General features: G+C 59.5%; 15 protein-coding genes. 10 read left to right on the top strand and 5 right to left on the bottom strand.

Annotated elements, in window-relative coordinates:
- Nucleotides 1–17: 17 nt before the first annotated feature.
- Nucleotides 18–1370, top strand: coding sequence for a DEAD/DEAH box helicase family protein (locus HL45_RS08085; protein WP_049970615.1), 1353 nt, complete (start codon nt 18–20; stop codon nt 1368–1370).
- A 229-nt stretch (nt 1371–1599) separates the two neighbouring features.
- Complete coding sequence (locus tag HL45_RS08080) at nt 1600–2124, top strand: hypothetical protein (RefSeq protein ID WP_049970614.1); 525 nt, start codon at nt 1600–1602, stop codon at nt 2122–2124.
- Here the strand turns inward: HL45_RS08080 and HL45_RS08075 are convergent, their stop codons facing one another.
- Entirely contained in the window at nt 2125–2511 is a 387-nt protein-coding gene (locus HL45_RS08075; protein WP_049970613.1) for a hypothetical protein, read from the bottom strand.
- A 78-nt stretch (nt 2512–2589) separates the two neighbouring features.
- On the opposite strand from HL45_RS08075, the gene HL45_RS08070 reads away from it, so the two are divergent.
- Nucleotides 2590–4092, top strand: coding sequence for a DUF790 family protein (locus HL45_RS08070; protein ID WP_049970612.1), 1503 nt, complete (start codon nt 2590–2592; stop codon nt 4090–4092).
- A gap of 33 nt (nt 4093–4125) precedes the next feature.
- Here HL45_RS08070 and HL45_RS08065 read toward each other — a convergent pair whose 3' ends face one another.
- Both HL45_RS08065 and HL45_RS08060 read right to left on the bottom strand, forming a co-directional pair.
- Entirely contained in the window at nt 4126–4644 is a 519-nt protein-coding gene (locus tag HL45_RS08065) for a DUF7122 family protein (protein WP_049970611.1), read from the bottom strand.
- Nucleotides 4641–5546 (bottom strand): RsmB/NOP family class I SAM-dependent RNA methyltransferase, encoded by a 906-nt coding sequence (locus HL45_RS08060; RefSeq protein ID WP_049970610.1) that lies wholly within the window; start codon nt 5544–5546, stop codon nt 4641–4643. The genes HL45_RS08065 and HL45_RS08060 overlap by 4 nt, the downstream gene beginning before the upstream one ends.
- 108 nt (nt 5547–5654) lie before the next feature.
- Between HL45_RS08060 and HL45_RS08055 the strand changes: the two genes are divergently transcribed.
- On the top strand, nt 5655–6401 hold the full coding sequence (locus tag HL45_RS08055) for a proteasome assembly chaperone family protein (RefSeq protein WP_049970609.1): 747 nt from the start codon (nt 5655–5657) through the stop codon (nt 6399–6401).
- A 212-nt stretch (nt 6402–6613) separates the two neighbouring features.
- Here the strand turns inward: HL45_RS08055 and HL45_RS20325 are convergent, their stop codons facing one another.
- A complete protein-coding gene (locus tag HL45_RS20325) occupies nt 6614–7369 on the bottom strand; it encodes a M23 family metallopeptidase (protein ID WP_144240037.1) in 756 nt (251 codons plus the stop codon).
- Between the two features lie 150 nt (nt 7370–7519).
- On the opposite strand from HL45_RS20325, the gene HL45_RS21195 reads away from it, so the two are divergent.
- The 5 genes from HL45_RS21195 to HL45_RS08030 all read left to right on the top strand — a co-directional run bounded on the left by HL45_RS21195 (nt 7520) and on the right by HL45_RS08030 (nt 11292).
- Complete coding sequence (locus HL45_RS21195; RefSeq protein ID WP_162833865.1) at nt 7520–7669, top strand: hypothetical protein; 150 nt, start codon at nt 7520–7522, stop codon at nt 7667–7669.
- 66 nt (nt 7670–7735) lie between these two features.
- Nucleotides 7736–8857 (top strand): pyridoxal phosphate-dependent aminotransferase, encoded by a 1122-nt coding sequence (locus tag HL45_RS08045; protein ID WP_049970608.1) that lies wholly within the window; start codon nt 7736–7738, stop codon nt 8855–8857.
- 82 nt (nt 8858–8939) lie between these two features.
- Entirely contained in the window at nt 8940–9791 is an 852-nt protein-coding gene (locus HL45_RS08040) for a UbiA family prenyltransferase (protein WP_049970607.1), read from the top strand.
- 105 nt (nt 9792–9896) lie between these two features.
- Nucleotides 9897–10325, top strand: coding sequence for an NUDIX hydrolase (locus HL45_RS08035; protein ID WP_049970606.1), 429 nt, complete (start codon nt 9897–9899; stop codon nt 10323–10325).
- Nucleotides 10326–10404: 79 nt separating this feature from the next.
- Nucleotides 10405–11292, top strand: a complete 888-nt coding sequence (locus HL45_RS08030; protein ID WP_049970605.1) for an alpha/beta fold hydrolase — start codon at nt 10405–10407, stop codon at nt 11290–11292.
- 91 nt (nt 11293–11383) lie between these two features.
- Here the strand turns inward: HL45_RS08030 and HL45_RS08025 are convergent, their stop codons facing one another.
- Nucleotides 11384–12565 (bottom strand): redox-regulated ATPase YchF, encoded by a 1182-nt coding sequence (locus HL45_RS08025; protein WP_049970604.1) that lies wholly within the window; start codon nt 12563–12565, stop codon nt 11384–11386.
- 484 nt (nt 12566–13049) lie between these two features.
- Here HL45_RS08025 and HL45_RS08020 point away from each other — a divergent pair, with 484 nt between their 5' ends.
- Nucleotides 13050–13781 (top strand): GNAT family N-acetyltransferase, encoded by a 732-nt coding sequence (locus tag HL45_RS08020; protein ID WP_049970603.1) that lies wholly within the window; start codon nt 13050–13052, stop codon nt 13779–13781.
- The last annotated feature ends 27 nt before the right edge of the window (nt 13782–13808 follow it).

Here is a 13808-nt window from a genome sequence, read left to right as displayed (position 1 = left end):
GAATCCCCAGTTTCGGTGTGGCCGACGTGACTATCTCCTTCGAGGGCGGAACGCTCCGGGTCGAAATCCACGGCGACTGCGCTCCATCCGACCTCCCGTTTACTGAACCCGACCCTCGTTCGAAAACTCGGCGTGCGTCCGCGTTTCGCTACGCCGCACTCTGTGACTATTTCGATTCACAGAACATCACGACAGAAGATTCCGTCCTCGACCTGCCCGAACTTCCCACAATTCTTTCTGCCTACGACCTGCGGGAGTATCAGGCCGACGCCCTCGATTCGTGGGACGACACGAATCGCCGCGGCGTACTCGAACTCCCCACCGGAAGCGGAAAAACGGTTATCGGCGTCAAAGCAATCGAGGAGTGTCAGACGCCGACACTCGTCGTCGTCCCGACCATCGACCTGCTCGAACAATGGCGAAAAATCCTCGAAACTGAGTTCGACGTGCCAATCGGGCGACTCGGCGGCGGCGAACAGCGCGTGGAAGCCCTCACGGTTTCGACCTACGATTCGGCCTACCTCCGGGCGGACGACATCGGCGACCGATTCGGCCTCGTGATTTTCGACGAGGTACACCATCTTGGCGGCGAGGGCTACCGCGAAATCGCGCGCCTTCTCGCGGCACCAGCACGAATGGGGTTGACGGCGACGTTCGAGCGCCCCGACGGCGCACACGAAATCGTCGCAGACCTCGTCGGGCCAAAGGTGTTCGACATCGACGTGGACGATTTGGCGGGAGAGCACCTCGCACCCTACGACGTAAAACGTCTGACGGTCGAACTCACGCCTGAAGAGCGCGAGCGATACGAACGCAAACAGCAGGTTTTCACCCGGTATCTCGCGCAGTCGAGCATCGAAATGAAAAGCGGGAGCGACTATCTCGAACTCGTCAAACGCTCCGGAAACGACCCGAAAGCCCGCGAAGCACTGCTTGCGAACCAACGCGCGCGAGACATCATGATGAATAGCGAGGGAAAGGTGACCGCGCTCGCGGATATTTTGCGTCAGCACCGCGACGACCGCGTTATCGTGTTCACCGCCCACAACGACCTCGTCTACCGACTTTCGGAACGATTTTTGATTCCCGCGATTACGCACCAGACCGCCACGGCGGAACGCCGCGAGATACTCGACCGATTCCGACGAGGGGTGTACTCCCGCGTCATCACGTCTAACGTTCTGGATGAGGGGGTTGACGTCCCCGATGCCAACGTCGCAGTCGTCCTCTCGGGAAGCGGAAGCGAGCGCGAGTTCACGCAACGACTCGGGCGAATTCTCCGCCCGAAAGCGGACGGTGGGCGCGCGATCCTCTACGAAGTCGTCACGACGGAAACCGCGGAAGTCCGAGTGGCGAACCGCCGCCGCTGAGGCTGGGGTTCCGATTTGCTTGCTTTCCTGCTTTCTTTCGTTTCACTACTTCCGATGGTTTCGGTACTCCGGATGGTTTGCATAGTTTCCATACTATTTTGTGAGTACTCAATACCCGACTGTTCGTTTCGTCAAATGGGGGCGACCCCCCTCCCCTCTGACATGGCTTTCGGGGGAACCCCCTTCCGATATGCGGTAGTACGGTTTCAATACGAGGTAAAACGGACAGATGGCCCACGCATCCACCGACCCCATGACCGAGAAGTACGAGCTGCTGACCGCGAGGCAAAAAGAGCGGGACGGCAACACTGAGACGGCGACCGTCGAACACGTGTACGTGAGCAACGAACAGGTCGTCCTCACGCTCGCCTTCGATTGGACGACCGATTCGAAACGGTTGGTGTACGAGTTGGACGACGACCGGGACGTGCGCAAACTCGAATCGCTGACGGACGATCACGGATTCGAGTTCGCGCAGATCGGCCACCTCGAAGGGCTGTCGCTGACGGTTCGGTACACCGGTCATGGTTGGGTTCCGATTTCCACCCTTGCGTACACCGACGGGGAAGGCTCGGTGACCGAGACGTTCCGAACGGAACTCGAATTGCTCGCGCGAGAACTCGCACGCTCACCGGGCTATCTGCGCCGATTCGTCACGTGGGCACGGTCGTTGTCGATGAAACAGACCGTCATCGCGGTCATCATCGTCAAAAAAATAATCGTCATCGCACTCGTCGCGGGAATGGTGTTGTAGTTATTTCAAGTCGAGGTCGATGCTCGTCCGCGACGCCTCCTCGTACTTCGAATACTCGACTTCGAACGGGATTCGGACGCCTTTCGTTTGACCGCCCGGAACGGTCACTTCCGGCGTCTTTTCGTGTACTGTCTCGCCGATGGTGGCGGCCACATTGAGCTTTGCTGAGGACTGACTATCGCCGTGATTCTCGATGTTGACGACGACGACGAGATTTCCGTTGTCGCCTTCGACGATGCTGTCGATGCCGATTGTCTCCAAATCGCCCGAGCGCGCTCTGTCGCCGTCGTCCGACTCGCTCCCACCACCGAGAATAGAAGCACAACCGCCGGTCGAAGCGAGGGCGGCAACCAAACCGAACTGCTGGAGGGCATTTCGTCTGCGCATACTCCACACCCATTGGGCCACGCGGAATGAATCTTCTCATTCCGACGGCTTTTGTACGTTCCTTCCCTACGTCGAATCGTGCTCACGAAAGACCTGCTCCGGGTGTCTCGCGCCGGAGGAGGCTACCATCCGCAGTTCGCCGGACGAGAACACCGCCCGCTCGCCGCGCGCGTCCTCGGAACGTACCAAGGCCACGTCGGCGAACCGCGTTCTGTACTCCGGTCGGCCCTCGCCGACCTCGAACCCGACGCACCGCATTTCAAACTCGTTCGGGGGTTCGCCAAACTGCTCGAACGCGAATCGACGTTCGAACCGCGGGCATCCATTCTTCCGGAACACGCTCGAAACGTCGCTTTCGAGGAAGCCGAGGCGGTCGGAGTCGCACGCGACTCCGACCGCAAAACCGCACTCAAGCGCGCTGCAGACCGACTCGACGTAACGCCGGACGACATCGAAAACTCGCTGTACGCCGATTTGGAGAAACGCCAAATCTTGGCCTCCTTCGACTCGCGCTGGAAGCCCGACGAACTGGTCGCTCAGTACAACCTCTCGCTCGCCCAAACCGCGCTGTTCGACGCGACGGAACTCCGCGTTCGGAGTTCCGATCCGAAAGCGCTCGTCTCCGCCGTCAAGCGACTTCGGCTGATGTACGAAATCCGCAAAACAGACCGAGGGCGGGAAGTTGTCGTCACTGGCCCAGACGCGCTCTTTCGCGCCACACGACGGTACGGAACGCGATTTGCGCGCCTGCTCCGAACCATCGTCAAAGCGGCCGAATGGCGCCTCACTGCGACCATCGACGATTCCGGAACCAAGCGCAACCTCACCCTCTCCGATTGCGACCCGGTTCGGCCGCCGGGTTCGGAACCAATCGGCGACGTTTCGTTCGACAGCGATGTGGAACGCGAGTTCGCCGCGCGATTCGCCGCGCTCGGGTTGGACTGGAACCTCGTGCGCGAACCGGAACCGCTGAAGGCGGGCGCGAAAGTGATGATTCCCGATTTCGCGTTCGACTACCGACACGCCGATTTCCGCGTTTTCTTCGAAATCATGGGCTTCTGGACACCGGAGTACGTCGAAAAGAAACTGTCGCAACTCGACACCGTCGAAGACGAACTGCTCGTCGCCGTGGACGAATCACTCGGAGTGGGCGAGGAAATCACGGCCCGTGACCATCGCGCGATACCCTATTCTGGTCGGATTCGCGTCAAAGACGTTCGCGCCGCGCTCAGACGCTACGAAGACGAGTTGGTGGCCGAGAGCGCGGAGTCGCTTCCGGACGAAATCGTTCCGGGCGAGGACGCGATTTCACTCGCTGACCTCGCCGACAAGCACGGCGTCAGCGAGGACGCCATCGAGGACAAGGCGTTTCCAGAACACGACCGAGTCGGTCGGACGCTGATTCGTCCCGCGATTCTCGCCGAACTGCGGGACGAAATCGAGGACGGGATGGCGTACTCGGAGGTCGAAAAACTTCTCGGCGAATCCGGAATCGAGGACGCAAGTGCAGTTCTTTCCGAACTCGGCTACGCGGTCGAGTGGGAAGGACTGAGCGGCGGAACTGTTCGGCGAAGCGGTTAGGAACGACCGACTTTGGTCGTTTGAGCTACTCCGCTACAGGTCGCGCTGTCGCCCTTTCGGAACGAGCGACTGGAGTTCTCCGTGGAGATACGACCCGACGCCGAGCGGTTCCCGCCCGCCCGTGATTTCGTGGCTCACGATGAGGTAGCCCCAGTCGCCGCCCCAATCGAGTTCTTGGTCGTCTCCGCGCACGAACCGACTCGCTTGCTCGTCGTCCAGTTCGATGACGTTTTTGTTGGCGAATCCGCCGAACCGCTGGGCCGCGTTCGTCGTCGGTTTCCAGTGTCGCTGTCGAGTACGGAGGAACGTCATCCCGAGGGCTTCGATGTGGACCGGCGAATCGAGGTCACCGCGGAGAATCCAGATTTTCCCCTTACCCTTCTCCCAAAACGAGTAGCTCTCGAACGTCTCGGGTGCGACTCCAAATCGGTCTTCCCACCAGTCGATGATCTCCTCTCGTGTCGCACGCCCGGCGACGTCGCGTTCCTCGGCAGTCGCGGGAAGGCGATCGAAGCGCTGGCCGTCGTTCGTTTTTGTCGATTGCTCGCTCATGTTCCAACCTCCAGTTTCGCGCAGAAGAACCCGCCAGTGTCGTTGTGGTGCGGATAGAACCGTTTTGCCTTCCGGATGCTGTCGTCGTATTCGTCGCCCTGCCATTCGGTGAGTCCGGGTTCAGATTGAAGACCAATGTCGTACTCGACCAATCGGCAGTCTTCGCGTTTGAGAACGTAGTCCAGAACGGCTTCGTTTTCCTCGGGCGCGAAGGTACAGGTGGAGTAGACGACGCTGCCGCCTTCTTTCGTGGCTTGAATCGCCCGGCGAAGGATTCCCCTCTGCACGCCCGCGACGCCTTCGATGTGATCGAGGCTCCAATCGTCCAACGCGGTCGGATTCTTTCGGATCGTCCCTTCACAGGAACACGGAACGTCAACGAGTGTCGAGTCGAACGCCTCGATGCCGAACGGTTTGAGCGAGAAGTTGCGCGCGTCCTGATTTGTCACGGCGACGCAGGTAACTCCGAGTCGTTCGGTGTTGAATCGAAGCGCGGACAGCCGTCCGAGATTGCTGTCGTTGGCGACGATGAGTCCATCGTCGTCCATCAACGCGCCGAGTTGCGTCGTCTTGCTCCCGGGCGCGGCACAGGAGTCGAGGACGCGCTCGCCGGGTTCCGGGTCGAGCGCGAACGCCGAGATGGAAGAGACTTCCTCCTGTCCGTGCGTCCAGCCGTGGAAGGACGGCCACGTGTTTCCGGGACTGCTGTCGATTTTCAGCACGTTCTCGTTCCAGTCGCGCGATTCCCACGCGACCCCCTCGGCGTCGAACGCCTCGGTCACCTGCTTGCGGGTCGCTTTGATTTCGTTCACCCGAACGACCGACGGGAGCGGGCGTTCGCAGGCGGCGCGAAACGCCTCGAAGTCGTCGATGATGGGTTCGTATCGCTCCAGTGCGTCCATTACTCGTCACTGCGTGCGAGAGGTGTTTGTGGGTTTCGGAGCGACGTGACGGGTTCGATAACTGAACACTCCCTCCTTTTTAAGTTGAAGCCGCCCGAACTGTGATGTATGAGCAATATCACCGTGGTTGCGGAGGACATCGAACTCGACGCGCCGACACTGATCGAGGGCCTTCCGGGACTCGGATTGGTCGGAAAAATCGCCACCGACCACATCGTAGAGGAGTTCGACATGACCTACTACGCGGGCATCGACTGCGACGGGATTCCGGAAATCGCGGTGTACGACGGCGACGACCGCGAACTTCTGCCTCCCGTTCGACTGTACGCCGACGAGGAGCGGAACCTGGTCGCGCTCAAAAGCGACGTGCCCGTGTCTGCCGACGGGTCGCCGCAGTTTGCGAAATGCGTTTCCTCGTGGATTCAGTCGAAAGACGCGACGCCGCTCTATCTGAGCGGCCTTCCACACCAGAAAGAGGCCGGGACGGTTCCCGAACTGTACGGCGTTTCGACTGGTGATATGGGAGACCTACTGGACGACCGCGGAATCGACTTCCCGAACGAAACGGGTGCGGTCAGCGGGCCGACCGGCGCGCTTTTGCACCGCGCGGGAAAACTCGGACTCGACGCAATCGGCCTCATCGTCCAGTCCGACCCGCAGTTCCCCGACCCGGCGGCGGCCCAAGTCCTCATCAAGGACGGTATCGCCCCGATTACGGATATCGATGTGGACACCGACGACCTCGTGGAGCGGGCAGAAGACATCCGCGAACAGAAAGAACAACTCGCCCAGCGCATGCAACAGGCCGAATCCGAAGAGAGTTCGCAGGCACAACCACTGCGGATGTTCCAATAGCACCTTTTGCCGCGCGAGCGCGCTATTGGCCCGCTCGCTGGCAAAATCTGCACCAAAAGCACTCCTCACTCGCGGAGAACTGCTGGCCGCTGGCGGTTGTGTCCATTCCGATAATTACCGTTTCGCTCGTCGACTTCAGCGACTACACAATCACCCGATTTCGACGCGTAAAAAACGACTGGTAGTTTTCGGTGCCTGCGACTGCGTCGATTTCAGATTCCGGAGTAGTCCTTCGGAATTGCGGTGCCTGCGGTGACGTTGTCGCCGTCGTTACCCGGAATCGAAAGGTGGTTGCGGTTTTGCTCGATGGTGAAGTGGAGGTGTGGCGCGGTGGAATTGCCGGTGTCGCCCATGCCACCGATTTTCTGGCCGCGCGAGACGCTTTCGCCCTGCACAACGTCGAAACTGTTCAGATGACAGTACATCGTCTGATAACCGTTTTCGTGGCCGAGTTTGAGGTAGTTGCCACAGCCGCTGGCTTGGTAGTCTCGGATGTCAACCACACCATCGCGGGCCGCGTAAATCGGCTCGCCGACGTTCTGGTTGGCTCCGAAGTCCACCGCGAGGTGGCCCGGTCGAGATGGCGACGAATACGGCGAGGTGATGTAGCCGGTAATTGGCCAATCGAAGTCCGCACCGCCGCCGCCGCCGGACGTGGACTGAAGGTACTGCTCAACCGACCAGCCCCACACATTGCGGTCGAGCCAGTGGACACCCCACCACGTGTAGCCGTCTTTCGTGGTCGGGCCATTCATGATTTCGCCGACTTCGCCGTTGTTCAGCGTAGCGACGACTGGCTGGTCGGTTCCGGGCTGTTCCCGCGTGTTCAGTGCACTCGCCGTGACTTCAACGCGTTCGTCCATTGTAAACGCACTCGCCGAACCGCTCAGTGCGACCGTTGCGGTTCCGGCGGTTGCCGCGGTTCCGAGCGATTTGAGTATCGACCGTCGATTGAATTTTTCTGACATCGCATATGGAAAACTCTGCTAGTCGCTATTAAGATTTATTATAGTAGATATATTATTTAAGGTAGAGTTGTGGTATTTAATTTATATTCGGATAACCACTCTCAGTATGCAAACAGGACGTTTTTGCGTTCGAAGTGCCTTCGGTCGAATATGAGTGAATCCGACAACGTTGATTTGACCCAATTTCTCCGCGATGTTGACAAAGTGTATTCAGAGTACGAAAACGGCTACATGGACGCTGACGCCGCTCTTTCCGTCCTTGACGACCACCTCGAATCCCTTCGTGCACAGGTCGAATAAAACGAACACGGCTGTCGAGTAGCCGAGGAGAAGAATTATCGCCCCCCGCTCCGTGGTTTCGGGCGTATGACCGGCTTTTCGGATAGGGTCGAACACGTATCGATTAGCGGGATTCGGAAAGTGTTCGAAGCCGCAGGTGATGACGCCATCAACCTCGGCATCGGCCAACCAGACTTTCCAACTCCAGCGCACGCACGACAGGCCGCACTCGACGCCATCGAATCCGGCGCGACGGACGCCTACACATCGAACAAAGGCATTGTAGAACTCCGAGAGGCCATCAGCGCGAAGCACGAGCGCGACAACGACCTCGACGTTCCGCCGGAGAACATCATCGCCACCGCGGGCGGGAGCGAAGCCCTCCACCTCGTCATGGAGGCCCACGTAAATCAGGGAGAAGAGGTCATCTTCCCCGACCCCGGATTCGTCGCCTACGACGCCCTCACGCACATCGCTGGCGGGACGCCGAAACCAGTGGCAGTCCGTGAAGACCTCACACTCGACCCCGCAGATGTCGAGGACGCGATTACGGACGACACCGCGGCGTTCGTCGTGAACAGTCCCGGCAATCCGACCGGCGCAGTTTCGCCTGAGGAAGACATCCGTGAGTTCGCCCGCATCGCGGACGAACACGACGTACTCTGTATTACGGACGAAGTGTACGAACACATCGTCTTCGACGGTGACCACCACTCGCCGATGGAGTTCGCGGAATCGGACAACGTCGTCATCGTCAACGCCTGCTCGAAAACCTACTCGATGACCGGCTGGCGACTCGGCTGGGTCGCCGGAAGCGAACGCCGAATCGAGCGTATGCTCCGGGTTCACCAGTACGTCCAAGCCTGCGCGAGCGCCCCGGCACAGTTCGCCGCGAAAGGTGCGCTTTCCGGGCCACAAGACCCGGTGCAGGAGATGGTGTCCTCGTTCGAGGAACGCCGGGACGTGCTTCTCGACGGCCTGTCCGACATCGGCCTCGAAACGCCGACGCCGTCCGGAGCTTTTTACGCCATGCCGAAAGTGCCCGAGGGGTGGATTGACGAAGTGCTTTCCCGCGGCGTCGTCGTCGTCCCCGGCGAAGCCTTCGGCGAAAACGGCGCTGGCTACGCCCGCATCTCCTACGCAACCGGCGTTGAGGAAATCAAGGAGGCTCTCGAAATCATGGACGAGGCGGCGAACGCGGTTCGATAATCGGCAATCGGCGAGCTGTTTTTTGACTACGTATTTCAACTGACCTGAGATTTTATCTTCTTTGCCCCCGTGATTTGATGCCATGTCCATTTCGCGCCATGGCTACGGCGCAGTCCCCGCCCTCCGCGCCGTCGTCTCCCAGATTCATCCGGTGTTCATGCTTCCACCCATCGCGGCGTCGTGGTTCGGGAGCATGCTCGCCGGACAGTTCTCGCTCCTGACGGGTGCACTCCACATGACAGCCATCTTCGCCGGAGTCTATACGGCCCACGTCAAGGACGGCTACGTCGATTTTCACGTCCGCGGTGAGGACGACGACCATCCACTCACAGAGCGAGGATGCAAACTCCTCCTTGCCGCCGCGACTGCGGTTTTCACTCTTTGTCTCGCCGGGCTTTGGGCCATCGTTGGAATCGGTGCTGCACTCATCACGCTTCCGGGGTGGTTCATCGGCTACCTTCACGCGCCGCAACTCGACATGCACCCGATTTCCGCAACCGGAGGCTACCCGCTCGGAATCGCGCTTGCCATCCTCGGCGGGTTCTACACGCAGACCCAAACGCTCGCGCCGATTGCGCTCGCGTTCGCTGGCGTCTTTTTCGTCCTCCTTTCCGGTGTGAAAGTCATCGACGACGCACAGGATTACGACTACGACCGCTCCATTTCGAAACGAACCGTGGCTGTCGTTCTCGGACGCGAACGCGCCCGGACGACGGCATTTTTGCTCATGGCGGGCTCCCTACTCTGTGTCCTCGGATTCGTCGTGGCGAACGTGTTTCCGCCAAGTTCCGTTCTCGCGGTGCTGGCCTTCGCGGTTGTCGGCGTCGTCGCCCACCGAACCGGGCCGGAATTGGCCACGATGCTTCTAATTCGCGGGTCGTACGTCTTCCTCGCGCTTCTGCTCGCGGCGGTCTGGTTCCGACCCCTGTCGTAATTTCTTACGGTTTTCGGGTAGTGTAGCTGACTGCCGAAGACGATTTCAGCGAAAAATCCTGACCGGGACACTTACACCCCTCCCCTTCATCTAACGATTGTACTCGTGACCGAATCAACGTTTACCGAGGAAAAAGCCTACGCCTACGTCACCCGCGATGGGGCGGAGTCCCGCGAACTGCTCGTGTTCGAGCATCCGAACCCGGCGGGAGGCGTGCAGATTCCGAAAGGGGGTATCGAGGACGGGGAGTCGCCGCGCGAGGCGGTCGTTCGGGAAGTGAAGGAAGAAAGCGGTCTGACGGGGTTCGAGTCAGTACGACCCCTGACGACGGACGTGTGGCAACACCACGAGAAGCCAAAAGCGTATCGTCGTCATTTCTTCCACCTCATCGCGAAGGAATCCCGCGACCAGTGGCGACACACGGTCACCGGAGATGGCGAGGACGAGGGGGTCGTCTACGACTACTTTTGGATTCGTCCCGGTTCGATTCCGCTTGCGCGCGAGATGGACGACCACATCGGTCACCTGCGATAGCGAGCACTACACTCTTCATTTTCCTCCTATCTCAAGCTTTACCAGCAACCGCATCGTCGGCATACCTACGTTCAGATTCATGTCATCGGAAAAACTGACTCACGACGACGCAATCGTCAACGGCGTTCGTCTCCACTACGTCGAAGCCGGTGAGGGGCCGCTGATCGTCCTCCTGCACGGATTTCCGGAGTTCTGGTACTCCTGGCAGAAACAGATTCCGGCGCTCGCGGCGGCAGGATACCGCGTCGTCGCGCCGGATTTGCGCGGCTACAACGCCTCCGAGAAACCGCACGGCGTCGAACAGTACGAAATCGACGAACTGGTCGGCGACGTTCTGGGACTGATTGACCATCTCGGCGAAGAATCAGCCCACGTTGTCGGCCACGACTGGGGCGGCCTTATCGCGTGGGAAGTCGCCATTCGCCATTCCGAGCGAGTCGAGAAACTCGCGGTGCTGAACGCGCCGCATCCGGAACGGTTTCGAGAACTGCTCCGAACGCCGGAACAACTGCGGCGCTCGTGGTACGTGTTCTACTTTCAACTGCCGTGGCTCCCCGAACGTCTGTTTTCCATTCGCAACTACACTCCCATCGCGGAACTGTTCCGCGACGGCGCGGCAAATCCGGACGCCTTCGATGAAACCGACATTCAGCGATACGTCGAGGCCGCTGCGCAACCGGGTGCGTTGACGAGTTCGATTAACTACTACCGGGCGCTGTTTCGGGAACAGGCACGGGACGAACTGAAAACGCTATTCGGTGGTTCCCGGGGTGATTCCACAGTGCAGGAACCCACCCTACTGATTTGGGGCGAACAGGACGCGGCCCTCCGAGTCGAACTGACGGAAGGAATGGAACGATGGGTTCCGAACCTCCGGATCGAGCGACTGCCCAACGCGAGTCACTGGGTACAAAATGATCAACCGGAGCAAGTGAACGACCTGCTGGTCGAATTTTTGGAAGGCTGATTCCCTTTCCGACCATAGCTTTTTGACCGATTCCGTCCGTTAGTCGGTCGATGCTGCTCGTACTGGAAAACGAGGTCAATCCGGAGTTTCGCTACTTCGCCGTACTCACGATTTTTATCACGTCGCCCTCTTCTAACTCGTATGAGTCGCTGATGTCGCGGTTCGTCTTCGCGTTTACGGCGTGGAGATAGCCGTCGCCGATGTCGCTGTGAACTGCATACGCGAGGTCTGGCGGGGTCGAACCGTCGGGAAGCAAGAAGGCGTCGGGAAGGACGTTTCCTTGGCCGTCCGTCCACTTCGATTCGTTCTGCACGGGATAGGCCGTGATTCTGTCGAGCAGGTCGTAGACGGCGGTGTCGAGGGCGTCCTGCACGCCGGTTCCGCCCCACTCCTGCATGACACCTCTGATTCGTTCGAGTCCCGCCTGCTGTTGGTCGCTCAGGTCGCCGACGATTTCGAAATCGTCGTCGCCCGAATCGTAGTCCACGACGCCCGCTTCGACGCCTTGCCGGAGCGCGAGTTCTCCCTCGGCAGTCGCGGGAATGACCGGTTTGCCGGTTTCGCGCAGTCGTTCGATGTTCTCTTCGGGCGCGATGTCGGCTTTGTTCGCCACGAGGATGATTGGTTTGGTTCGAGCGCGAATGTCGCGGGCGAGGGCTTCGCGGTGGTCGTCCGTCCACTGTTGGGGGTCGTCGGGGTATTCGAGTTCGCGAAGGCTGGCGGCCACTTCGTGTTCGCTCGCGCCGAATCCCGTCAGCATCTCCGAGAGAGCTTCGTCGATGTCGAATCCGGGCGAGCGCGATTGGCGCACCACGGTTTCCCAGTTGCGTTCGATGATGCCCGCGAGCCACTGGTTCATCTCCTCCTCGATGAAATCGACTTCCTCGACCGGGTCGTAAGTGCCGACTTCGACGGGTTCGCCCTCCTCGTTGGTTCCGCCGGAGGCGTCCACGACGTTGATGATTGCGTCGGCGTTCGTCAGTGCGTCCAAGAACTGATTGCCCAAACCTCGACCTTCGTGCGCGCCCGGGACGAGTCCGGCCACGTCGAGCAGTTCGATTGGGACGTAGCGTTTGCCGTCGTGGCAGTGTTCGTTGCCGCATCGTTCGTCGCGGGAGAGACAGGGACAGTCCGTGCGGACGTGGCTCACGCCCCGATTCGCGTCGATGGTGGTGAAGGGGTAGTTCGCTACGTCCACCTCGGCCAGCGTTGCGGATTTGTAAAACGTGGACTTCCCGGCGTTTGGTTTGCCCGCGAGCGCGATGGAAATCATGCTCGTCGGTAACAGGGATATCGGGAATTGCCTTTCGGTTTTTCGAGATGGGGAAAGGAGAGATTGAGCGGAGACACAAACGGTCGAATTTTCGCAACCGAAATGGCGCGCGCTGGCACAGGGCTGAGGCGTTTACCGCCGAAACCCTGTGTTGACAGCGTGCGAGGTCTTCGTGAGTGGGGCGAGCGAACGGTTCGTCAGCGCGTGTCTCTGACGGTGGAGACTGAGCGAGTGAAATGAGCGAAAGAATCTGTTGGGGAGGGTGTGGCTGTCGCGGTGCGGTGGCGGTTTTCAGTGGAGTCGTGAGTTGTTAACGAAAATATACAGCAAATCAAATTGCTTCTATCCTGTTTTAGTCATAGTTCCGTTTGGAGTCAGCACTGTGTGGCCCAACGTATCGGCACAACTCACATAGAACTCGTTCTCTCAGTACGCCGTCAAAACCATCGTTAATAATAAGTAGGGATAAGTGGTAACAGTGTGCATGGAGTTCTCCGAGAAACTAGAGTTCGGCCACGAAGACCGTAAGCAAATCTACGAATACGTAGAACAGCACGGGACGGCCGATGCGGACGACGTACAGCAGTCGCTCGGCATCGACCCGAGTGGGTTCCTCCACCACGTCGCCATCCTCCGTCGAGACGGCTACCTCTCGGAGGACGATGGGATTCTGTTCGTCTCGCTCGAAACCGGGGCGGAAGAGGAGTTCCTCGATGAAGATATAGAGTTCATCATCCGCCCTGCCCGGCAGGAAGACCTGACGGGAATCGTCGGCGCGATTCGACAGGTCGCGGAGGAAGGAACTTATATCGTCGCCGAAACCGTCGCGGACGAAATCGACCATCAGGAGGCCCTGCTCCGGCACAACGAACTCCAATCGCGGATGTTCTTCGTCGCCACGGTGAACGACGACGTGGTCGGGTGGGTGCACCTCCACGCGCCCGAACTGGACAAACTCAGCCACACGGCGGAGTTGACCGTCGGCGTCTTGGACGAGTACACCGGTCACGGAATCGGAAGCCATCTGCTCGAACGCGGATTGGAGTGGGCCGGGTCGAACGGCTACGAAAAGGTGTACCAGAGCGCCCCCTCGACCAACCAGAACGCCATCGACTTCCTCAAAGCCCACGGCTGGGAAACCGAGGCGATTCGGAAAAACCACTACAAAATCGGCGGCGACTACGTGGACGAGGTGATGATGGCGGTAAAACTATAGCGAGTCACTTTTTCGAATTTTAATACA

It is taken from the genome of Haladaptatus cibarius D43, assembly GCF_000710615.1.
Taxonomy (GTDB): Archaea; Halobacteriota; Halobacteria; order Halobacteriales; family Haladaptataceae; genus Haladaptatus; species Haladaptatus cibarius.
The sequence above is the reverse complement of the archived record's forward strand: the minus strand, read 5'-3'. Positions and strand labels throughout refer to the sequence as shown.

Coding starts and splice junctions, on each gene's coding strand:
- HL45_RS21195 (WP_162833865.1), top strand. CDS start 7,520: ATGAGTGAATCCGACAACGTTGATTTGACCCAATTTCTCCGCGATGTT.
- HL45_RS08075 (WP_049970613.1), bottom strand. CDS start 2,511: ATGCGCAGACGAAATGCCCTCCAGCAGTTCGGTTTGGTTGCCGCCCTC.
- HL45_RS08025 (WP_049970604.1), bottom strand. CDS start 12,565: ATGATTTCCATCGCGCTCGCGGGCAAACCAAACGCCGGGAAGTCCACG.
- HL45_RS08055 (WP_049970609.1), top strand. CDS start 5,655: ATGAGCAATATCACCGTGGTTGCGGAGGACATCGAACTCGACGCGCCG.
- HL45_RS08040 (WP_049970607.1), top strand. CDS start 8,940: ATGTCCATTTCGCGCCATGGCTACGGCGCAGTCCCCGCCCTCCGCGCC.
- HL45_RS08080 (WP_049970614.1), top strand. CDS start 1,600: ATGGCCCACGCATCCACCGACCCCATGACCGAGAAGTACGAGCTGCTG.
- HL45_RS08045 (WP_049970608.1), top strand. CDS start 7,736: ATGACCGGCTTTTCGGATAGGGTCGAACACGTATCGATTAGCGGGATT.
- HL45_RS20325 (WP_144240037.1), bottom strand. CDS start 7,369: ATGTCAGAAAAATTCAATCGACGGTCGATACTCAAATCGCTCGGAACC.
- HL45_RS08060 (WP_049970610.1), bottom strand. CDS start 5,546: ATGGACGCACTGGAGCGATACGAACCCATCATCGACGACTTCGAGGCG.
- HL45_RS08065 (WP_049970611.1), bottom strand. CDS start 4,644: ATGAGCGAGCAATCGACAAAAACGAACGACGGCCAGCGCTTCGATCGC.
- HL45_RS08030 (WP_049970605.1), top strand. CDS start 10,405: ATGTCATCGGAAAAACTGACTCACGACGACGCAATCGTCAACGGCGTT.
- HL45_RS08020 (WP_049970603.1), top strand. CDS start 13,050: ATGGAGTTCTCCGAGAAACTAGAGTTCGGCCACGAAGACCGTAAGCAA.